Annotated in this window: 16 protein-coding genes; 4 read left to right on the top strand and 12 right to left on the bottom strand. The window is 71.9% G+C overall.

The window, feature by feature from the left end:
• Positions 1–5: 5 nt before the first annotated feature.
• The 8 genes from AC5L35_RS27985 to AC5L35_RS27950 form a co-directional block, all read right to left on the bottom strand.
• Positions 6–404 (bottom strand): cupin domain-containing protein, encoded by a 399-nt coding sequence (locus AC5L35_RS27985; RefSeq protein WP_495062694.1) that lies wholly within the window; start codon positions 402–404, stop codon positions 6–8.
• An 84-nt stretch (positions 405–488) separates the two neighbouring features.
• The gene (locus tag AC5L35_RS27980) at positions 489–1,520 is read right to left on the bottom strand and encodes a formamidase (protein ID WP_495062693.1); all 1,032 of its coding nucleotides are present in this window, start codon (positions 1,518–1,520) and stop codon (positions 489–491) included.
• A complete protein-coding gene (locus tag AC5L35_RS27975; RefSeq protein WP_495062692.1) occupies positions 1,517–2,992 on the bottom strand; it encodes an amidase in 1,476 nt (491 codons plus the stop codon). Before AC5L35_RS27975 ends, AC5L35_RS27980 begins: the two co-directional genes overlap by 4 nt.
• A 26-nt stretch (positions 2,993–3,018) precedes the next feature.
• Positions 3,019–4,356 carry a cytosine permease gene (locus tag AC5L35_RS27970; protein ID WP_495062691.1) on the bottom strand — a complete coding sequence of 446 codons (1,338 nt, stop codon included), beginning with the start codon at positions 4,354–4,356 and terminating at the stop codon, positions 3,019–3,021.
• Positions 4,353–5,132 carry a 5-oxoprolinase subunit PxpA gene (locus AC5L35_RS27965; RefSeq protein WP_495062690.1) on the bottom strand — a complete coding sequence of 260 codons (780 nt, stop codon included), beginning with the start codon at positions 5,130–5,132 and terminating at the stop codon, positions 4,353–4,355. Before AC5L35_RS27965 ends, AC5L35_RS27970 begins: the two co-directional genes overlap by 4 nt.
• A gap of 26 nt (positions 5,133–5,158) precedes the next feature.
• Entirely contained in the window at positions 5,159–6,673 is a 1,515-nt protein-coding gene (locus tag AC5L35_RS27960) for an amidase (protein ID WP_495062689.1), read from the bottom strand.
• A 127-nt stretch (positions 6,674–6,800) separates the two neighbouring features.
• A complete protein-coding gene (locus AC5L35_RS27955; RefSeq protein WP_495062688.1) occupies positions 6,801–7,511 on the bottom strand; it encodes a GntR family transcriptional regulator in 711 nt (236 codons plus the stop codon).
• 282 nt (positions 7,512–7,793) lie between these two features.
• Positions 7,794–8,294: a sigma-70 family RNA polymerase sigma factor gene (locus AC5L35_RS27950; protein WP_495062687.1), complete on the bottom strand. Its 501-nt coding sequence runs from the start codon at positions 8,292–8,294 to the stop codon at positions 7,794–7,796.
• A 370-nt stretch (positions 8,295–8,664) separates the two neighbouring features.
• Here AC5L35_RS27950 and AC5L35_RS27945 point away from each other — a divergent pair, with 370 nt between their 5' ends.
• Positions 8,665–9,306, top strand: a complete 642-nt coding sequence (locus tag AC5L35_RS27945; protein WP_495062686.1) for a TetR/AcrR family transcriptional regulator — start codon at positions 8,665–8,667, stop codon at positions 9,304–9,306.
• 12 nt (positions 9,307–9,318) lie between these two features.
• Here AC5L35_RS27945 and AC5L35_RS27940 read toward each other — a convergent pair whose 3' ends face one another.
• The 4 genes from AC5L35_RS27940 to AC5L35_RS27925 all read right to left on the bottom strand — a co-directional run bounded on the left by AC5L35_RS27940 (position 9,319) and on the right by AC5L35_RS27925 (position 16,589).
• Entirely contained in the window at positions 9,319–10,377 is a 1,059-nt protein-coding gene (locus AC5L35_RS27940; protein WP_495062685.1) for a glycoside hydrolase family 172 protein, read from the bottom strand.
• Positions 10,378–10,414: 37 nt separating this feature from the next.
• Positions 10,415–14,929 carry an NAD-glutamate dehydrogenase gene (locus AC5L35_RS27935; RefSeq protein ID WP_495062684.1) on the bottom strand — a complete coding sequence of 1,505 codons (4,515 nt, stop codon included), beginning with the start codon at positions 14,927–14,929 and terminating at the stop codon, positions 10,415–10,417.
• Positions 14,930–15,036: 107 nt separating this feature from the next.
• Positions 15,037–15,501 (bottom strand): thioredoxin, encoded by a 465-nt coding sequence (gene trxA / locus AC5L35_RS27930; RefSeq protein WP_495062683.1) that lies wholly within the window; start codon positions 15,499–15,501, stop codon positions 15,037–15,039.
• Between the two features lie 329 nt (positions 15,502–15,830).
• Complete coding sequence (locus AC5L35_RS27925; protein WP_495062682.1) at positions 15,831–16,589, bottom strand: class I SAM-dependent methyltransferase; 759 nt, start codon at positions 16,587–16,589, stop codon at positions 15,831–15,833.
• Positions 16,590–17,134: 545 nt separating this feature from the next.
• On the opposite strand from AC5L35_RS27925, the gene AC5L35_RS27920 reads away from it, so the two are divergent.
• From AC5L35_RS27920 to AC5L35_RS27910, 3 genes are read left to right on the top strand one after another with little or no spacing between them, the layout of a single operon-like run.
• Positions 17,135–18,151, top strand: a complete 1,017-nt coding sequence (locus AC5L35_RS27920; RefSeq protein WP_495062681.1) for a P-loop NTPase family protein — start codon at positions 17,135–17,137, stop codon at positions 18,149–18,151.
• Positions 18,148–19,242, top strand: a complete 1,095-nt coding sequence (locus AC5L35_RS27915; RefSeq protein WP_495062680.1) for a hypothetical protein — start codon at positions 18,148–18,150, stop codon at positions 19,240–19,242. The genes AC5L35_RS27920 and AC5L35_RS27915 overlap by 4 nt, the downstream gene beginning before the upstream one ends.
• On the top strand, positions 19,239–21,047 hold the full coding sequence (locus AC5L35_RS27910; protein ID WP_495062679.1) for an ABC transporter ATP-binding protein: 1,809 nt from the start codon (positions 19,239–19,241) through the stop codon (positions 21,045–21,047). The genes AC5L35_RS27915 and AC5L35_RS27910 overlap by 4 nt, the downstream gene beginning before the upstream one ends.
• The last annotated feature ends 53 nt before the right edge of the window (positions 21,048–21,100 follow it).

The following is a 21,100-nucleotide window of genomic DNA, read 5'->3' as shown; positions in this document are numbered from 1 at the left end:
AGTGGCTACGGTCGGAGCTCGTATCCTGTGGTGCTGTCGATGTGCCCGGGCACCTCGCCCTGGGGCACGTTGCCGGTGGTCGGGGTGCCGCTCGGCTCGAACATGAGGATGGATCCGCCGGGCGATGACGGCTTGTGCTCGACCCCTGCGGGCACGACGAAGGTGTCGCCGGCGTGCAGCACCACGGTCCGCTCCTCCCCGCCGGCGCGCACGGTGACGTCGAAGCGTCCGTCGAGCACCAGGAAGAACTCGTCGGTGTCGTCGTGGACGTGCCACACGTGGTCGCCCAGGGTGTGGGCGATCCGCACGTCGTAGTCGTTCACCCGGGCCACGATCCGGGGGCTGTAGACATCGTCGAACGACGCCAACGCCGCGTTCACGTTGACGGGTGGGAGTGTCGTCACGCGCTCCATCGTCGACCGGCGCCGGACCCGGTTCTTGTACGTTCGTGTCCGATCTGCGCCGTCCGGCCCGCACCCACGCGGCCCTCAGCCGGCTCCCGGTCCGCCCGCCGGACGGGCAGCGGCGCGGACGTCCGCCGGGGTGCCGAGGCCGGCCCCGGTGCCGTCGGTGTGGCGCACCTGCTCCTCCCACGGCAGCCGGTAGCGCCCGGCCACCAGGTCCTGCATGAAGGTGTACGGACAGTCGGTGGCACCGCCTTCGACGGCGCTGTAGCCGCGGTGTCCCAGCTGGTAGATGTTGTTCTCCACGCCCCAGCCGCGCCGGGCCTCGTCCGCGCGCGACGGCACCACCTCGGCGGTGACGATGCGGCCGGGAGTCCCGTCGCCCTGCTCCAGGACGGTGCCGTCCACGTCGCAGACCATGGCCTCGCCCTGCGAGTGGATCCCTGCCGCGTCCGGGCCCGCGAGGCAGACCGACGCGGTGTAGGCGAGATTGCAGAACGCGTTGGCCTGGTTGGTGATCCGCCACGCCTGCTGGATCGGGTAGGTGTAGCCGGCGGTGCGCAGGATGACGTTCGCCCCGCGGTAGGCCGCTTCGCGCGCGGCCTCGGGCAGCATCCCGTCGTGGCAGATGATGAGCGCCAGTCGGGAGCCCGCCGGCCCGTCGCACACGGGGATGCCGAGGTCACCGGGGTGCCACGGTTCGGCGGGCACCCACGGGTGCAGCTTGCGGTAGTGCAACCGCAGCTCGCCGGTGTCGTCCACGATGACCCCGGTGTTGAACGGCGCCGCGCCCGGGTTGCGCTCCATGATCGAGAAGCACGCCCAGATCCGCGCCTCGGCACACGCCGCACGCAGCTTGGCGATCTCCGGGCCGTCGACGTCGCAGAGCAGCCGGTCGTCGAGCCACGACGCGGGATCCAGGCCGTGCAGGCTGTACTCGGGGAACACGAGCAGGTCGGGCACGGGAAGGGCACGCCGCGCACCCGTCACCGTGGCGGCGATCCGGTCGACCGCGGCCGCCAGGTCCGACGGCTCGGCGACGATCGGCACGGGAGCCTGCACGAGGCCCAGCACCATCCCGCCCGGCGACGGGTTCAACCCACCGAGTCCGCTCACGACGTCGCTCCGATCCCGACGGGCTCGCCCGCCGGCTGCTGCACCAGTGCGGGCCAGCGATCGGCCCACGGGCGGGCCCGTTCGAACGCCGCCGAGGCGCGCAGCACCGCCGCGTCGTCGAGGTGGCGGCCGACGATGTGCAGACCGACCGGCAACCCGTCGGCCGTCGTCCCGGCTGGGCAGCTCGCTGCGGGCTGCCCGGTCATGTTGATCGGCTGGGTGAAACTCAGCCACGCCGACGACGGCACGATGCGGCCGTCGACCTCCTCCGGGCCCTGCATCCCGACCGCGAACGGCGGCACCGTGAGGGTGGGCGTGACCAGCAGGTCGTAGTCGGCCATGAGCCGCCACATCCGGTTGGCCACCGCCTTGCGCGCCATCACGGCGTCGGTGAGCTGCTCCCCCGTCCAGCGGCGCGAGAGCAGGTCGACGAGGTGGGGTGACATCTCGCTCCCGTACCGCTCGGCGAGCTCCCGCATCCCGGTCAGGTCGGTGTCGGCCACGACCAGGCGCCAGAACGTGTCCTGCGGGTCCGGCCAGCCCGGGTCGACCTCCTCGACGACGCACCCGAGCTCACGGAACGCCTGCACGGCCTCCGTCACGACCGCGCGGACCGCCGCGTCGACGGCGACGTAGCCCAGATCCATGCTGAACGCGATGCGCATCCCGCGGACGTCCCCGGCCGTTGCGGTGCTCCAGTCGACGTCGCCTGCCGGGATCGAGTGCCGGTCGCGCGGGTCGGGACCGGCGAGCACCGACATCATCAGCGCGGCGTCGTCGACGGTCCGGGTCATCGGGCCGATGCATTCGAGCGACTCCCAGCCCGACATCCCGGGATACCGCTCGTCGCGGCAGCCGGGGTAGAGCGGGACCCGTCCCATCGAGCCCTTGAACCCGTAGACGCCGCAGTGCGCGGCGGGGATGCGGACCGATCCGCCGCCGTCGCTGCCCAGCGCCACCGGGGACATCCCCGTGGCCACCGCGATCCCGGAACCGGCGCTGGACCCACCCGGGGTGAGGGCCGGGTTCCAGGGGTTGCGCGCGGTCGGGGAGACGGGGTTGTGCCCCACGGCGCTGTAGCCGAACTCGGGCACCGTCGTCTTGCCGAGCACCACGGCGCCCGCCGCGACGATCCGCTCGACCACCACGTCGTCCTCGTCGGGCACGAAGTCGCGGTAGGCGGGCGACCCCGAGCGGGTCGGGATGCCTGCCGTCGCGATCAGGTCCTTCACGGCGACGGGCACCCCCGCCAGCGGGCCCACGTCCTCCCCGCGCGCCACGGCGTCGGCGATCTCGCGCGCCCGCTTCCGCGCGCGGTCGGCGGTGAGCTCGACGAAGGCGTGCAACTGCGGGTCCAGTTGCTCGACGCGGCGCAGCGCCGCGTCGACGACCTCGACCGGTGACACCTCCCCGGCGCGGACCAGCCGGGACAGGTCGGTGGCCGGGAGCGAGCACAGCTGGGTGACGTCCACGGGTGTCCTCCTCTGCTCTGCGCCGGTCAGGCGGCAGGCACCGATGCGGGCTCAGGGGCGGTGCTGGGGCTGAGTGCGTCGATCACCGCGTAGACGACGCCACCCAGCAGGAGGCCGGCGACGGCCTCGCTGAGCTGCGGGGCGAAGACGTGCACGGCGTACGAGCCGATCGAGGCGACCGCCCAGGCCACGAACGGGGCAGGGCGCCAGGCCCGCACGGCCCGGACGCCGCCGCGGCGGCGGAGCACCTGGTCGACGATGAGGATCGCGCCGATCGGCGGGACGAAGATGCCCAGCAGGTTCAGCCAGTCGGAGAAGTAGCTCCAGACGCCGGCGAGCGCCGCGACGAGCCCCACGATCCCGAGGACGACGGTGAGCACGCGCATCTTGCCGCCGGTCAGCTGGCTCCACCCGACGGCGCCGTTGTAGAGGCAGTGGCAGCAGACCGAGCCGAGGTTGGCGAAGACGAACACCACCGCGATCACGGAGAGCACCGGGCCGTGGCTGGTGAGGATCGGCAGGAAGTCGCCGCCGTTGGTGGCCGGGTCCACGGCCTTGCCCGCGGCGACGACGAGGCCACCGACGAGCAGCGAGATGAAGTTGGCCACCGGGAAGGCGGTGAAGGCGGCCATCACGGCCTCCCGCCCGGTGCGCGACCAGCGCGTGAAGTCGGCGGTCATGGTGCCGGAGTCGGCGAAGCCCGCGATGGTGATCGTGACCGCGGCGCCGAGGCTGAAGACCGTGGCACCCGGGCCACCACCCTGGTAGCTGGTGATGCCGGACAGCCCCCCGTTGCGGGCGGCGAGCACGAGTGCGACCACGGCGAGCACGACGAACATCGGCGCGGCGATGAGCCCGATGACGGTCAGTGCCCGGATGCCGATGAAGGTGATCGCGATGTAGAGCACGCCGGCGATCAGGATCATCCACGTCTCGTTCAGGCCGAGCGACGTGTGCAGGGTCGACCCGGTGAGCCCCGTCTGGAACGCGAACCAGCCGATCACCACGGTGGACAGGAAGCCTGCCGTGATCGTCGCGCCGTGGCGGCCGAACGTCTCGGCGGCGGTGAGCGCGAAGTTCTTGCCCGTCCGGCCGGCGATGTAGCTCAGCGAGCCGACGTAGAGGAGCAGGATGACGTTGCCGATGATGATGGCGGTGATGCCGCGCCAGAAGCCGAGGCCGTAGACGATGGTGCCGCCGAACACGGCGTTGGTGATGATCATCGGGAAGCCGAACCAGACGGCCGAGACGGAGCCGAGCGACCGCCTCCGTGACAGCGGTACGGGTTCGTGCTCGAACTCCGACTCGAGCTCGAGCGCATGGTGCTCGTGGACCTGCTGGTCCTTCTCGCTGGTGGTGCTCACGGAGTGGTCCTTCCGATCGGGTGGGCCGGTTCGGCCACGGGCTGGCGGGACGAACGCAGGTCGCAGCCGAGGCGACGCAGGCGTGCGCGGACGGCGCGCAGGAGTGCGGGGGCATCCGGGGTGTCGCTGTGGACGCAGACGGTGCCGACGGAGGCGAACGCGGGGGCGCCGAGCATGGCCTCGACGCGGTCGCCTGCGGCGTCCGGAGGACCGAGGTCCTCCGGGGTCCAGCCGAACATCATCACCGTCGCGTCCCGGTAGGGACGGTCGGCGAAGAATTCCTCGACGACCTCCAGCCCGTGCGCCGCCAGCGAGGCGGCGAGGGCGGAGGAGGGCAGGGTGAACACCGGCAGGCCGGCATCGAAGGCGCGGACGGCGCGGCAGACCGCGTCCGCCAGTTCGGAGTCGTCCATCGCCATCATGTAGAGCGCGCCGTGGAGCTTGAGGTGCGCGAGCGGGACCCCGGCGGCCCGGGTGAACGCGGAGAGCGTGCCCAGCTGCGCGAGGCAGAGGTCGTACACCTCCTGCGCCGTCACGGCGATCATGCGGCGGCCGAAACCCTCCCGGTCGGGCAGGCCGACATGGGCGCCGACGGCGACACCGTGCCGGGCGGCGAGCTCCACGCTCGTCCGCATCGTGCGGGGGTCGCCGGCGTGGGCGCCGCACGCCACGTTGGCCGAGGTCACCAGCGGCATCACCGCCTCGTCGGCGCCGTAGCGGTAGACACCGAAGCTCTCGCCGAGGTCGCAGTTCAGGTCGAGCGTCCGGGGCGTCACCGGCGCCGGACCGGCCGCCACGCTCATCACGCCGCGCCGGCGGTCACACCGGGCCGGGACTCCCCCATCGCTGGAAGAACCGGTGCCCGCCGCGGCTGCGCGTGCTCCTCCCAGGCCCTGGCGAACCTCAGCAGCTGTGCCTCCGCGAACGGGCGCCCGAGCACATCCATCCCCACCGGCAGGCCGGCAGCGGTCAGCCCGACAGGCACGGTCATCGCCGGCAAGCTGCTCTGCGACGCGATCACGGTGTTGGTCGGGAACGTCAGCGCCGTCCAGCGCAGATCGGCCAGCTCCTGGCGGGTCGGAGGCGGAACCTGCACCGTCGGGTAGACCAGCACGTCCACGCCCGCCCCGGCCATCAGGTGGAGCAGCACGCGCCGGAACTCCTCCTGGCGCAGCCGCATCCGGTGGTAGTCCGGCCCGTCGGCCGCCACCCCCGGTCCGCGCGCGATGTCCCCGATCAGGTCGGTCAGCTGGTGGAACACCCCGCTCGCGTAGATCTCGTCGAAGCTCCGCACCGGAGCCGTGGGACGCGCGGCGAGGAAGGCGGTGATGTCCTCCTTCGACTGCAGGGAGTACAGCGACGTACCCCTGACCCAGTCCTGCAGTCCGGGCAGCTCCAGCCCGTCGACGACCTCCGCGCCCGCGGCCCGCAGCTCGTGGACGGCGGCCCGCACGAGGTCGTTGACCGGCCGCGACTCCGGGTGGGCCCCGAACGCGTCGGCCAGAACGCCGACACGGACACCGGCGAGGGTGGCTCCCGCCAGCGCGGCGGCGTAGCCCCCCGGCTCGATCGCGCGGGGCGCCACCGCGGTGAACGGATCGGCGGGGTCGTAGCCGGCCATCACGTCGAGGAGGACGGCGACGTCGCCGACCGTGCGGCACAGGGGCCCCGGCGTGTCCTGGAAGTGCACGAGCGGCGAGAACCCGGTGCGGCTCACCAGGCCGGTGGTGGGGCGCAGCCCGAAGAGGTTGGCAAAGGCGCCGGGGACGCGGACCGAACCGCCCGTGTCCTCCGCGACCCCGAGCAGGCCCAGGTTCGCGGCCAGCCCTGCGGCGGTACCGGAGCTCGACCCACCGATCTCGTGGGCGAGGCCGTAGGGGTTCTTCGTGTGGTCGGTCCGCGAGGAGAACGAGAACCAGCCGGCGGCGAAGTCGCACATCGCCGTCTTCGCGAGCACCACCGCCCCCGCCGCTCGCAGCCGCGACACCACGGTGGCGTCCTGCTCCGGGACGTAGTCGGCGAACAGCGCCGAGCCGAACGACGTGCGGATCCCGGCCGTCTCGGCCTGGTCCTTCACGAGCACGGGCACCCCGTGCAGCGGGCCGCGGAACTTCCCCGTGGCTGCGAACTCGGCGTCGAGGGCCTCGGCGTCGGCGAGCGCGTTCAGGTTGACCGTGACGACGGCGCCGATGCGCGGGCCTGCGGCGTCGAGGTCGGCGATGCGCTGCAGGTACCAGCGCACGAGGTCGGCGCTGGTCGTGGTGCCGGCTCGCACTCGGTCGTGGAAGTCGGCGGTGGTGATCTCCTCGTAGGTCACCTCAGGTCTCCTCTCGTTCGGCGGGCGCGCCGGAGCGCCTCGGAGGCGGAACCTCCGGGGACACCCGCGACGCGCGGGTCGGTGGGGTTATGGGGGTTGTGGTGCTGTCCGGGGGGAGCCGCTCTCGTCAGGTGGCGCCGGACGTGGCGGTGTCGCCGGACCCGACCGGTGCCGGACGCTCGGCGCCGAGCGCCTCCGCCAGCGCCTCGGCGACGGTCCGGCTGGTGTGTTCGAGATGCCAGGCCGTCTCGTCGAGCAGGCCGGGCAGGTTGCGGCGCTCGATGAGGTCGAGCATCCGCAGGTGCTGGCGGTGGGCCTCGGCGAAGTCGTCGACCGTGGAGGCGTACACGGCCATCGAGGACTCGACGCGGTCCCAGACGTTGTGGATGAGCTCCAGCAGGTGAGGGCTGCCGGCGCACTCGTAGAACCGCTCGTGGAACCGGCGGTTGAGCCGCCGCCAGACCGTCGGGTGGATGTCGGGGTCGGTCATCTCGGCGAGGACGCCGCGCAGGCAGGCCACGTCGTCCTCGGTGAGGCGGGGCAACGCCCACTCGGCGGCCAGGTGCTCGAGCCGCAGCCGGATCTGGAACACCTGGACGACCTCGTCCGGGGTGAGCTGCACCACCGTGACGCTGCGGCGCTCGAACTCGACGAGACCCTGCGCCTGCAGCTTCCGCATGGCTTCCCGCACCGGCATCGTGCTGACGCCCAACGTGGCGGCCAGCGACCGCAGCGACACCTTCACCCCGGGCGCGAGATCTCCCGTCCGAATGGCGACGCGCAGGCGGTCGTACACCTCTTCATTGATCGTCGAGACACTGATCGTCTCGCGGTCCACGGCCACCTCCTCATGTGATCTGTGATCACAGACGTTACGGAGGTCTTATGTCCGGGCTGTGCCACGCCGTTTCGGCTGGGAAACCGGACGGCGCGGAGCGTGCATTTCCTCGCAAGACGTGACGTACCTCGCCGGCCAGGCACAACCCGGCACAAAAAGGGCAGCTCGCGTCGATACGGTTCAGGAGATCTCGGCGGCGACGAAATCGTGGAAGCTGCGAGGTGATCGGCCCGTGTGGCCCTTCAGCGCGGAGCAGTGACCGGTTCCGGAAGGAAGGACAGCTCAGCAGGCCACCGGCAGGGGGTCAGCGGAGCGGTCGGGCTCCCGGAGCAGCGCGTGCAGGGAGCGCAGCGCGTAGTAGGTACGCGACTTCACCGTGCCCGGCGAGATGCCGAGCTTCTCCGCCGTCTCCCGAACCGTGTTGCCGTGGATGTAGACGTCCTCGAGAACCGCCCGGTGCTCGGGCGACAGCGAGTCCAACGCCTGGAACACCAGCATCGAGTCCACCACCCGGTCGGCGTGGTCACGCTGGACGGGATGGGTCATCACCGTCTCGACCACCTCGATCGGCCGCACCTTACGGGCGCGGGCCCGGTCGATCACCAGGTTCCGGATCACCGTGAACAACCAGGCGCGCACGTCGCTCTGGCCCCCCACCGCCTTGTCGCGATGGCGCCAGGCCCGCACCAGCGTTTCCTGGACGATGTCCTCGGCGGCCGAGGGGTCGCCGGTGAGCCGGGTCGAGTAGGCGAGCATCGCCCTCCCGTGCTCATCGGTCAGCATCCGGATCCATCCCTCGCCCGGCACATCCACGCGCCGCCGAGTCCCCCAGCCGTCCACCAGACACAACCTTCCTCACAGTCATTCGCCATCGCGCCACGAGCCGCTCGGGACGGTGGCCTCCGCTGTGAACACAGCGCAGCCACGGTCCTGAGCGCACCCCCCGGGTGGCCACTCCGCCCCCCACGACACCGATGTCCCGGTCCGGAGCGCCGACGCGGGGCTCCACCGCCGCGGTCTTCCTCGATCGCGTATTGGAGCCGCCTATGTCGATCGAACGATCGACACGTACGCTAGGCGCGTTCACAGCGAGTCGTCAACCAGGTCGGACAGCGCGGAACTCACGAAGCGCACCAACCGGAAGGAGTCGGACATGGCGCGGAAGCGCAGCCTCGACGAAGGTCCCGTCCTACGCGGCAAGATCATGAGCTGCGCCAGCGTTCTCTTCTACCAGCGCGGCTACGCCGCCACCTCGATCCGCGACATCGCTGATGCCGTCGGCATCTCCTCCTCGACGATGTACCACCACTTCACCAACAAGCAGGACGTCCTCTACGCGATCGTCAAGAACTTCATGACCGACTTCGTGGCCGCCACCTGCGCCGTGCTGCGCGACCGGTCCCGCACCCCGACCGAGCGGATCCGCGAGACGGTCCGGCTGCACCTCACGATCAGCCAGGACCGCAGGCCCGAACTGCTCATCGGCAACCCCATCCGCTACGCCCTCACCCCGGGACAGCAGGGTGACGCCATCGGCCTGCAGATCGAGTACCACGACGCGGTGCAGGACGTGATCGAGGAGGGCTGCACCACCGGCGAGTTCGCGGTCGACGACGTGCGGCTCACCACGATGGCGCTGCTCGAGATGCTCAACGGCGTGCGTGAGTGGTTCCGGCCGAGCGGGCCGCTCAGCCTGGATCAGGTCGTCGACCGCTACACGGCGATCGCGCTGAAGGTGCTCTCCGCCTCGTCGTCGGTGAACGCGACCGTCGCCGCCGGCCGGGCCCACGCGTGACGCAGGCGTGGCTCAGAGCGTCTCGAGACGGTCGAGTGTCGGCGTCACGGGCGGCGTGCTGCTCGGCGCGTCGAGATAGAACAGCGCCGTCGACGCGATGTCGTCGTGCCGGGGCAGGTAGCGGTGGCCACTGCGCCAGCCGAGTGCCTGGATGTCGACCCGGATACCCGAGGCGAACCGGATCGGGTCCGGCACGTGCCAGCGGTACATCCCGAAGCGCTGCTGGCTCTCGTACAGCCCGTCGGGACGGATGATCTGGTGCAGTCCCAGGTACGGCGTCGTGTAGGTCGTGTACCCCTGCCCCGGAACGTCGAAGTTCCACGCCCCGCCGAAGTAGTCCTCGGTGCCCGTGCCGCAGATCGTGGGGAAGTTACGGTCGTCGTCGAGGTAGTACTTGATCTCCCCCTCGCCCCACCACCCTCGCGAGTTCACGCCCCACGCCAGGTACGTGCCCACGTACTGCCCGGCGCCGCACACACCCTCCAGCAGCGGATGGACGGCGCCGGCCGGCAGCGGGTGGGACCGCCGCCACTGCGCGTGCAGGTACCCGCTGCCGGCCTCGTCGGCGCCGACGTCGTAGGTGACCTGGTAGTAGAGGACGGCGGGTGTCTCGCCCAGGTTCTCCACGGTGATCAGCGCCGCCGACCGGAAGGGCATGGGCCAGTAGCTGTTGAGGCCCCCGTGCGGGTTCACGGCGATCATCGTGGAGCTGAGCTGCGCGAACCGACCCCAGCCCTGGCCGAAGAAGTCGCCGACCGGCACCTCGACGGCGGGGGTGTCCGCGCCGTCCCAGTAGGCGCGCAGCAACAGCGACCGCCAGTGGTCGGGATGGGTCGTCATCCACACGTGGGTGATCCGCCCGCATCCGTCGATCGCGGCCAGGTCGATCGTCTCGTGGGCGGCCACCACGACACTCGGGGAGATCTTCCAGCCCTGGCCGAGCTCGCGTCCCGGCTCCGCCCCGGTGCCGTCCGTGGCCCGGCCACCCCGCCCGGGTGCGCCCGTGGGGTTCTCCGGGCTGATGGACCGGGTGGTGATCGCACGCAGCCGGGCGATGTCGTGGTCGGACACGGAAGTCGGCCTCACAGTCCGTCGGGACTCCCCGCACTCATCGGCGGGCGGAGAGTGTGTAGTACAACCGCGCCACGTCGTCGAGGGGAAGCGGCGCGCCGTCTCCCGCCGACCGCGTGACCTCGACGACGTCGAGCAACCCGACACTGTGCGGCAACGCCGCGGTGCGCAGCGCCAGCGGGCCGGGCACGCCCCGCGCGGTGAGCGCCTCGGCGCGGGAGCCGGCCGCCGCGGCCTCGTGCTCGCTCAGCAGCGCCGGGAGGCGGGGCTGCAGCGCGCGGACCGGCGGACCGAAGCGCCCGGTCTCGGCGTCCACCGGAAGCGGACGGTCCCGCCGGGTGAGCAGCCAGTGCGCCGCCCGGGTGACCAGCCGGTGCGACTCGCGCACGACATCGTCGGCCACGGCCGCCGGAACGGTGCCCTGCAGACCGTCGAGCTGCGCCCACAGCCGGGGCAGATCGAACACGGCGACGGTGACCAGGTAGGCGGCCACGACGTCGGCCGTGGTCGCCGACGCCTCCTCCCGCAGGGACGACACGCAGGTCATCCCCCCGCGGTCGACCACCTCGTTCGCGAGCGAGGTGGCCACGATCTCCCGCCGCAGCGGGTGGGCGCGCACCGCATCGGGATGGTGCCGGGTCAGGGCGGGCGGGAAGTAGGCGACGAGCCGGTCCGCCACCGCAGGCAGGTCGGGGAGATCGCTCTGCAGGATGTCTGCCTTGAGGTCGAGCTTCACGTGGGCGAGCAGGGTGGCCAGCTGCGGCGAGCTGAGCCCGCGGCCCTCACCCACCAGCTCGGCGAACTCCTCGGGTTCCGGGAGGCCGTCGAGCGCGGGACGCAGACCGCGGCGCGCGAGGTCGGCGACGATCCGCGCGTGCTCGGCTGCCGTGTCCGCAGCCTGGGTGAGACCGATCCCGAGCACCGCGTTCTGCGCCCGGTTGTGGGCCAGCACGAGCTCGGCGACCTCGTCGGTCATGGCGGCGAGCAGCGTGTTGCGCTGCGCCCGCTCCAGCTCCCCGGCCGCCACCAGCCGGTCGAGCAGGATCTTGATGTTGACCTCGTGGTCCGAGCAGTCCACCCCCGCCGAGTTGTCGATCGCGTCGGTGTTGATCTTCCCGCCCGCCCGGGCGAACTCGATCCGGCCGTGCTGGGTCAGCCCGAGGTTCCCGCCCTCCCCCACCACTTTCACCCGCAGCTCGCGGCCGTTCACCCGCACCGCATCGTTCGTCTTGTCGCCGACATCGGCGTGCGACTCCCCGGTGGCCTTCACGTACGTGCCGATACCGCCGTTCCACAACAGGTCGGCGGGCGCCCGCAGCACCGCACGGATCAGCTCCGGTGGGCTGAGCCGCTCGACGCCATCGGCGATCCCCAGCGCGGCCCGCATCTCCGGGCCCACCGGCACCGCTTTGGCCGTCCGCGGCCACACCCCGCCTCCCGCGCTGATGGCGGCCCGGTCGTAGTCGTCCCACGACGAACGGGGCAACCCGAACAACCGCTCCCGCTCCGCGTGGCTGCGGGCCGGATCCGGATCCGGGTCGACGAACACGTGCCGGTGGTCGAAGGCGGCGAGCAGCCGGATGTGGCGCGACAGCAGCATCCCGTTGCCGAACACATCACCGGACATGTCCCCCACGCCCACCACGCTGAACGGCTCCCGCTGGGTGTCCACCGCCAACTCGCGGAAGTGCCGTCTCACGCTCTCCCAGGCACCCCGGGCCGTGATGCCCATCGCCTTGTGGTCGTAGCCGACCGAACCGCCCGAGGCGAACGCGTCGCCGAGCCAGAAGCCGTAGGAGGCGGCCACCTCGTTCGCCAGGTCCGAGAAGCGCGCCGTGCCCTTGTCCGCAGCCACCACGAGGTAGCTGTCGTCGCCGTCGTGACGCACCACGCCCTGCGGTGGCACCGTGGCCTCCCGGCCGCCGGTCATCGCGCGGTCGTCGGTCACGTCGAGCAACCCGGAGACGAAGGTCCGGTAGCACGCCGCCACCTCGTCGGGGCCGGCGTCCGACCTGCGCACCACGAAGCCACCCTTCGCCCCCACCGGGACGATCACCGCGTTCTTCACGGCCTGGGCCTTCACCAGGCCGAGGATCTCGGTCCGGTAGTCCTGCGGCCGGTCCGACCACCGCAGCCCGCCCCGCGCGACCGGGCCGAACCGCAGATGCACTCCCTCCACGCGCGGTGAGTACACGAAGATCTCGAACATCGGCCGGGGTACCGGCATGTCCGGCACGGCACCCGGGTCCAGCTTGAACGACAGGAACGGGCGCTGCCGGTAGTAGTTCGTGCGCAGCGTCGCCGTGATCACCGTGAGGTAGGCGCGCAGGATCCGGTCCGCGTCCAGCCCTGGCACCTCGTCGATGAGGGCGGACGCCTCCGCGAGTGCGGTGCCGTACGCCCGGTTCCGTTCGGCCGGCCCCGGCGCCGGGTCGAACCGGGCACGGAACAGGCGTACCAGCGCTGCGGTCGCCGCCGGGTGCGCGATCAGGGTGTCGACGACGTACTGCAGCCCGAACGGGCCGCCGAGCTGGGCGGTGTACCGGGCGTAGGCGCGCAGCAGCGCCGCCTCCCGCCAGGGCAGTCCGGCGCGGAGCACCAGAGCGTTGAACCCGTCGATCTCGGCGTCACCCCGCCACGCGGCGAGGAACGCGGCGCAGAACAACCGTTGCGTCTCCTCGGGATGCCGCCGGGCCACCGCCTCCCGGGTCGCGCCGTCGAGCCGCAGCCCGAAGTCGTAGATCCAGCACCGGCTGCCGTCGGGCCGGGTGAACTCGTGGGGCCGCTCGTCGAGCACCTCCACGCCGAGGCTCTGCAGCACCGGGAGCACGGCGGACAACGTGACACCCGCGCCGAGCAGGAAGAGGCGGAACCGCATCTCCCCCGCGCCCGGAGCCGCGTCGATCGTCAGCTGCAGCTCCGGATCCGCAACCAGGTCGCGCACGACCCTGAGGTCGGCGAGCGCCCGGACCGGGTCGACGTCGTCCTTGTAGCCCTCCGGGACCCCCGCCACGTAGTCCGCGATCTCGGCGTCGTCCGCCCCGGCGACGTCGAGCACCCACTCGTCCCACGTCATGATCGCGGCGGCGAGCTGACCCTGCAGCCGGGCCTGGTCCGGCGGTGCGGCCGCCGGGGCGCAGTGCACGGGGTCGCAGTGCACGGTGAAGTGGACGAGCGCCAGGTTCGACCGGCCGACCCGGGCCGTGTGCTCCACCCGCCACCCGTGCAGCTCGTGCACCAGCACGTTCTGCATGGCCAGCTGCGTCCGCGTCGAGTAGCGGTCGCGCGGCAGGTAGACCAGGCAGGAGAAGAACCGCCGGTAGGGTTCGCGGGCCAGGAACAGCCGCAGCCTGCGGGGCTGGGTGAGCGCAGGCACTCCGACGGCGATGTCGCGCAGGCTCTGCTCACCGGCCCAGAACAGCTCCTCGCGCGGGTACTCCGAGATCACCTCGAGCATCCGCTGCCCCGCGTAGGACTCCAGTGGCGCCCCCGCCGCACGGATCGCGGCCCGGACCCGGCGCTCGATTCCCGGGACGTCCAGCACGTTCTCGTGCAGAGCGGCCACCGTCAGCGCTCCGAGGAACCGGTGCTCCACCACCCGGCCCGTGCCGTCGACCAGCCGGAGCGCCAGCAACGACGGATGGACCGGGCGGTACACCCGGCTCGGCGCGCTCGCCCGCGTGAGCACCAGCGCCTGCCGGGCAGCGGGGCCGCCCGGATCGAGTGCCTCAGGGAAGACGCGGGCGGCGACATCGCTCCCGCGCAGCACCCCGAGCCCGGATGCGGGCACGGCCCGCGGCTCCGCCAAGCCGTCCCCGGCTGAGCCGCTCTCGTAACCGCCGCTCTCGTAACGGAGGTAGCCGAGGAACGCGAACCGGCCGTCGGCCAGCCACCGCAGCAGCCGGGCTGCGTCCTGCACCTCGGCACGGGGTGACGCCGGGGAGAGGTCGGGCAGACCGGCGGCCACCGACCGCGCCGTCTCGACGAGCCGGGACCGGTCCAGCGCCACGGCACGCACGTCCCGCAGCACCAGGCGCAGCTCCGCCGCCAGCTCGTCGGCCTCGTCGACGGGGAACGGCTCCAGCTCGACGCGGATCCATGCCTCGGCCGTGGTGCCCGGCGGCAGCTGGTCCGGCACCGCCGCGGGCAGCACCTCGGTGAGCTCGCCGAGCGCGGTACGCCGCACCACCACGGTCGGATGGATCACCCGGCGGACCTTCGCCTCCACCCTGTCCAGGCCCGCGAGCAGGGACTCCACGACGAACGGCATCTCGTCGGTGACGACCTCGACGATCGCTCCCCCGTCCTGGGGTCCGGGCGCGCCGACCACGATCAGCGAGTCGTCGGGTGGCCGCCGCACCGCCAGGTGGCGATGTGCACGCACGACGGCGAGGAGCGCGGGATCGATGTCCGCACCGGTCGCGGCGTCCGGACCCGGACCGTCGGGCACGAGGTGGCGCGCGTAGAGCCGGTAGAGGTCGGCCAGCGCGGAGTCGGGCGCATCGCCTGCGGCCCAGCCCGACTCCGTGGTGTCGTCGCGGGTCTGCCCCATGGCCTTCCCCCGAACGGGTCCGACGGCAGAGCCTGGCACTTTAGTACCGGAAGGGCGACTCCGGGCGCTGGACGAGACCGGGGAACGTCTCGCCGGGGCCGGTGTGGTCAGTCGCGGTCTTCCGGAGCGCCCGCCGGCCCGATCGCGTTGTCGAGCCACGTGCGCAGGGCGGGAAGCGGTGCCGCTCCGGCCTGGTGCGCGATCACCTGACCGGCACGCACCACCATCAGGGTGGGCACCGCCTGCACCTCGAACCGCTGCGACAACCGCGGAGCGGCATCCACGTCGACCTTGACCAGCTTGACCTGGCCTGCTCGTTCCGTCGCGAGCTGTTCCAGGGCCGGGCTGACCATGCGGCACGGCCCGCACCAGGTGGCCCACAGGTCCACCAGCACCGGCAGCGTCGCGTGTTCGACGACCTCCGCGAAGTCGTCGTCACCCGCCGAGGTGATCCAGGGCAGCGAACGGTGGCAGTTGCCGCAGCGGACGGACCCCCGGGCGGCCGACGGCACCCGGTTGGTCTTCCCGCAGTGCGGGCATCTGATCGTGCCGCCCGGCGCCGCGGCGCTCACGCCGCCGCTCCCGGCCGCTCGGCCTGCTGCTCCATCAGCACGTGCCGACCATCCCATGCCCGGGCCCGCTCTGAACAGCGGTTGCCCCCACCCGACGGAGACCACCCCCGGTACTCCGCCGCGAGAACATCCGGAAGCCGAGTCGCGAGATGAGACGTGTCAGCTCGTTCGGGGAGCAGAGAGAAACCGTCGGCGTACCGTCCAGCCGACCTCTGCGACGAATCCGCTCGCATCGGTCGACAGATATTGCCGGAGCACGTCGACGGTCGTATGTCGGAGCCGGGTGAACAGCACGTCGACAGATCGTCGACAGAAATCGCCCCGCCGCTCTACGCGGCCGCAGCGATCACGAGGCGATAGCCGAGATCGAGCTCGGCGAGGTCGAGCAGGTCGGCATGACGCGCGTGCCACGCCCCACTGTCGAGATCCTCCCGCAGCCGTTGCAGGGCAGGTTCGACAACGCCTGCGGGAAGCAGAGCCAGCCCCGACATCGCCTGCCGAACAGCCGCATCCAGGTAGGCGTGCGGGCGCCGCCAGTAGGCACCGAGGACTCCGTCGGTGCAGTCGGCAGGAATCGGCACCGGGATGACATCGACGCGATCGCGCCGGCGCCGAAGCTCCGCCTCGACGGTTGCAACGCAGGCCAGTCCCGCCTCATTCCGCGCGATCTCGGGCAGGTAGTCGGTGATCAACCAGAACGACGACGCCAGCCACCCGGGATCCCATGTCAGCACGACCTGGCGACGTGAGACCCGGACCAGTTCGGCGATGCCGGCAGCCGGGTCGGGCCAGTGGTGGACGGTGAGCACGGCCATCGCCGCGTCGGCACACCGGTCGGCCAGCGGCAGGGACTCGGCCGAGGCCCTGACGACGGGGGCGGCACCGACCTGGCGCTGCGCCACCATCGTCGGGGACGGTTCGACGGCGAGCACGGTCCGGTCGGTGGGCTCGTACGAGCCCGCCCCGGCTCCGACGTTGACGACCGTGGCGGCGTCGCCGAGCGCCTGGGTCACCGCGTGGGCGATCCGCGGATCAGGACGTCGGTGCGCGGCGTACCCGCGGCCGAGATGCCGGTAGGGGTCGGCCACGTTTATTCCTCGTTGTGACGGGACGTTCACCCATTCATTCATTGTTACTGTGTGCCGCCCCTCGTCCAGCCGACCGAACTCGCGCGCCAAGGCCCAGCACTCGCCGTGCTGAAGTGCCCGACATTGCCTCGACAATATCAGAACTTTGCCTGCGCCTGAACAAACGTCAGGTAGATTCGAGTGAGCCGTCTTGAGATGCACGCTCATCGTTCCATGGCCACGGGCAGCGCGGTCTTCGAGCCAGCTCCACGGAATGAGCCGTGGCAGCATGTCGGCCCTGAGATCACGACCGCCCACAGGAGAAGCAGTGTTGATTTCCACCGATCGCAACCCTGCCGAGGGGAATTACGTCGGCCGCCCTCCCGGCCCGGCCGCCGGACGGCGCACAACGCCGCCGCGGCCGATGGTGACCACTCGTCGACCATGTATCTGCATTCACCAGTGAGGTCACCGGGGCCGTCCCGCACCAGGTTCCCGGCCCCCACGGACAGGAAGGAAAGCAAGGTGCCCGAGATCTCGCCGAGCACCTCTGCGAGGGGGAAGTAATGCAACAGTTCTCGGACGCCAAATGGAGCTTCGTCACCCGCGGCGTCACCGACCGTGAAGCGACCAGGTTGGGGAGCCTGAGTCGCGAACCACGGCTGGGCGATCTCGTGGCGGCCCGCGTGGTGAGCCTCAACGCGCACGACAGCCTGGAGAACGCCCACGGCCGGCGGGTCCACCTCTACCCGGGGGATGTCGTGGTGGGGGCGTACGGCAACCGGTACGCCACCGACTACTACGAGGGCTACCTGCCGACCAGCACCAACGCGCATCTGCTCACCGCCGGTGGGGTCATCGGACAGGTGGCTTCCGCGCACGCGCACCGGAACGAGCCCACTGAGCTCGAGGTCCTCGGCTTCCTGACGGGCCGGACCGGCGCGCCGGTGTCGTTGGACGACTTCGCGGTCCCGCTGCCGGCGCCCGCCACGCCGGAGCTGGGCACGTTCGTCGTCGTGGGTTCCTCGATGAACGCGGGCAAGACCACCACGGCTTCCGCGCTGGTGCAGGGCTGGGCGCGAGCGGGCCTGCGGGTGGGGGCCGGCAAGGTCACCGGTTCCGGCAGCGGCAAGGACCGCTGGATGTACGAGGACGCCGGAGCTGCGGAGATGGTGGACTTCCTCGACTTCGGGATGCCGTCCACCTTCGGCTACCCGCAGGAGCGGCTGACGGCCACGATGGTCGGCATCCGTGACGAGCTGGTACGCCGGGGCTCGTCCGTCGTCGTGCTGGAGATCGCGGACGGGCTGCTGCAGTCCGAGACGCGTGCGCTGACGGCGTGCCTGCCCGGTTTCGCCGACGGAGCCGTCCTGGCCGTGGCCGACGCGCTCAGCGCCGTCGCCGGTGTCGAGATCATGCATGCGTCCGGCGTCCCGGTCCGCGCGATCAGTGGCCTGGTGACCGCCAGCCCGCTGGCGTCGCGGGAGGCCGTTGCGGCGACCGGGATCCCCGTGCTGTCCCCGTCCGAGCTCATCACCGGCGGGGCACTCGACCTGCTGAACAGTGTGGCGGTCCCGGCGTGATGCGCGCTGCTGTCTTCCTTCCGGACGGAGGCAGCGGACCGGGACGGCACACGGTCGTCGATCTGGACGTGCTGGAGATCCGACCAGCTGAGCTGGTCCTGCCCGAGGCCACGATCCGCGACGAGCGCGGCGGTGACCTGTTCGGCGGCGGGTCCCTCGTGTTCGACCCGGCCCAGGGGGGCGGTCCCCTGGTCGGCCCGGCATTGGACGGGCAGGCGAGAGCGTTCGGCGTGGTCAACGCGGCGTACCACACGCAGCGGGCGCTCCGGTTCGTCGCTGCCGTGCTCGGCCACCCCCTCCCGCACCTGGTGGTGCGGATCGGCATGCACGACCAGCCCCGGCGGTGGGGTGGCGGCCACTACCGGCTCCCCGGCCAGGGGGCGCAGTCCGATCCCGAGGCGGTGTGCCCCACGGGGGAGGTCCATCTCGGTGGTGGCGCCGGTTTCGTCAGCACGCCCGACACCCGGCGGTACTTCCACGCACCCGCGCACAACCCGGCCATCGTCAGTCACGAGGTCGGCCACCACCTCTGCCGGCACACCGCGGACTTCCGGCTCAACGGGCTCCGCCCACCTCAGCAGCAGACGAACAAGAAGACGGCGCTGGACGAGGGCACCGCCGACGTCCTCACCGCCGTCCTGCTCGGCACCCCCGACATCTACGGCTGGCACCGCCAGGCCGTTCCGGACGGCGAACAGCGCCGCCGCAAGCTCGACCGGCGCTGGACGATGGCGCACTTCCAGGGCGGCCGGGACCGCGACCCGCACACCGACGGCACCGTGTGGGCGTCGGCGTGCTGGACCGCCCGCCAGCGGGTGACGGAGGCGGGGTTCGATCCGGGCCGCTTCGACTCCCTGCTGCTGCGGGGCCTCGAACTGGCCGGGCGCGACGGTGGGCAGGGCCTCGTGGAGGAGGCGTTGCGGGACCGGCGTCACTTCTCCCGGCTGGTTGCCGCCATGGTGCAGGTCGACCAGCGCCTCGGTCCCCTGGTGCTGGGGGCCATGGCAGAGCACTGGATCCACCTCGGCATCAGCAACTCCGACCTGAGCCGGGCAGCCCGAGCCGGACAGGCCCGGCTGGTGGACGCATGATCCAGGAAGCAGCCGATGCCGGCCTGCTTCGACAGCTCTGGCAGTTCCGCTCGTACGGCCGCCCGCACCTGCGCACGCTCTCCTTCGGGGTCGGGCTGCGGATGTGCGAGCTGGTCGCCGACCTGGCCCAGCCCTGGCCGCTGGCGCTGGTCGTCAACGGCCTGTTCCCCGGCGCCGGGTCGCACGGACCACCGGCGCTGATCGCCTCGTGGGTGGGCGGGTCGACCCGGAGCCTGCTGCTCGCCGCGGCCGTGGCGGTGCTGGTCATCACGCTGGCCTCGGGGGCCTTCGACTACCTCGGCGACCGCGTGATGAACGGCGCGGGCGAGAAGATGACCGCCGCCATCCGCAGGGACGCCTTCGCGAACCTGCAACGGCTGCCGATGACCTTCCACGACCAGCACGCCGTCGGGGAGCTGACCAGCCGCGTCTCCACCGACACCGACCGGATCGAGACCAGCCTCACCGCGGTGTTCTCCACGCTGTTCCCCGGCCTGCTCTCCATCGTCGGGTTCGCGGTGGTGCTGCTGTCGGTGGACTGGCGCCTGGGGCTGATCGCGGTGGGGTGCGCCCCGCTGGTCTTCCTCAGCTCGGCGCGGTACTCGCGTCTCATCCGCCTGTCCGCCCGCCGGCAACGGGCCGCCGAAGGCCGCCTCGCCGGCTTCGTCGCCGAGTCGCTGCAGGGCATCCGGACCATCCACGCCTTCGGCAGCCACGACCTGCACGACGCCCGCTTCGCCCAGGACAACGACAGCACCCTGAGCGCGGGCCTGCGCGCCGTCGAGCTGCGGGCCCGGTTCACACCGCTCCTGGAGGGCATCACCGCCGTGGGTACGGGCGTGCTGCTGTGGGTCGGCGGCATCGGCGTACTCGACGGGTGGTGGAGCGTCGGACTGCTCGTCGTCGTCACGAGCTACCTGCGCGACATGATCAAACCGGTGCGCGGGCTGTCGAAGCTCTCGATCACCTTCACGCAGGGCGCGGCCTCGGCGGAACGCGTCGCCGACATCCTGGCCCGGACGCCGCCACCGAACGGCCGGGCGCGCCGGCTGCCCGCGCGGGCGGCCGGCCGGATCGACCTCCAGGACGTGGTCCTCGACTACGGCCGCGGCCCGGTCCTGCACCATCTCGACCTCACCATCCGGCCCGGTGAGCGGGTGGCCCTGCTCGGTCCGAACGGGGCGGGCAAGTCCACGGTGCTCGCCCTCATCGCCGGGCTCTACCAGCCGACCCACGGCTATCTCTACCTCGACGGCCACCGCATGACCCACCTGCCCGAGTCGTGGCGCCACCGGCAGGTGGCCGTGGTGCTCCAGGACACCTTCCTGTTCTCCGGCACCCTCGCGGAGAACATCCGCTACGCCCGCCCCGACGCCACGCCGGAGGAGGTCGCCAAGGCGGCGCAGACCGCGCTGGTCTCGGACTTCGCCGACGATCTGCCCGACGGGCTCGACACCCGGCTCGGGGACGGTGGGGTCGGGCTCTCGGGTGGCCAGCGCCAACGCGTCGGGATCGCTCGGGCCCTGCTCCTCGACGCCCCCGTCGTGCTGCTCGACGAGCCCACCGCGGGCTTCGACTCCCAGGCCGAACGGGTCGTGGTGCAGGCACTGACCCGCCTCGTCACCGGCCGCACGGTCGTGATGACCACCCACCGGCCCGCCCTCATCCGGCTGGCCACGCGGACCGTCGACCTGCACGACGGCGTCCTCCAGGACCTCGGCGGGGGCGCTGCCCCTGACGACCACGGCGAGGCCGAAGCGGTCCGGTCCTCCGGTGGTCCGGCCGGGAGGAGCGCCGCGTCGTGAGCCCGCCCGGGGGCCCGGGCGATATCGGTGGGCTCCCCGACGGCGATGCCCGA

Source organism: Pseudonocardia sp. OZ21, from assembly GCF_059359135.1.
Note: the sequence above shows the minus strand (reverse complement) of the source record. Positions and strands in the feature narration are given on the sequence as shown.

Excerpts from the sequence above, each read along its gene's own strand:
- AC5L35_RS27920 (WP_495062681.1), top strand. The coding sequence starts at position 17,135 with ATGCAACAGTTCTCGGACGCCAAATGGAGCTTCGTCACCCGCGGCGTC.
- AC5L35_RS27945 (WP_495062686.1), top strand. The coding sequence starts at position 8,665 with ATGGCGCGGAAGCGCAGCCTCGACGAAGGTCCCGTCCTACGCGGCAAG.
- AC5L35_RS27935 (WP_495062684.1), bottom strand. The coding sequence starts at position 14,929 with ATGGGGCAGACCCGCGACGACACCACGGAGTCGGGCTGGGCCGCAGGC.
- AC5L35_RS27910 (WP_495062679.1), top strand. The coding sequence starts at position 19,239 with ATGATCCAGGAAGCAGCCGATGCCGGCCTGCTTCGACAGCTCTGGCAG.
- AC5L35_RS27950 (WP_495062687.1), bottom strand. The coding sequence starts at position 8,294 with ATGCTGACCGATGAGCACGGGAGGGCGATGCTCGCCTACTCGACCCGG.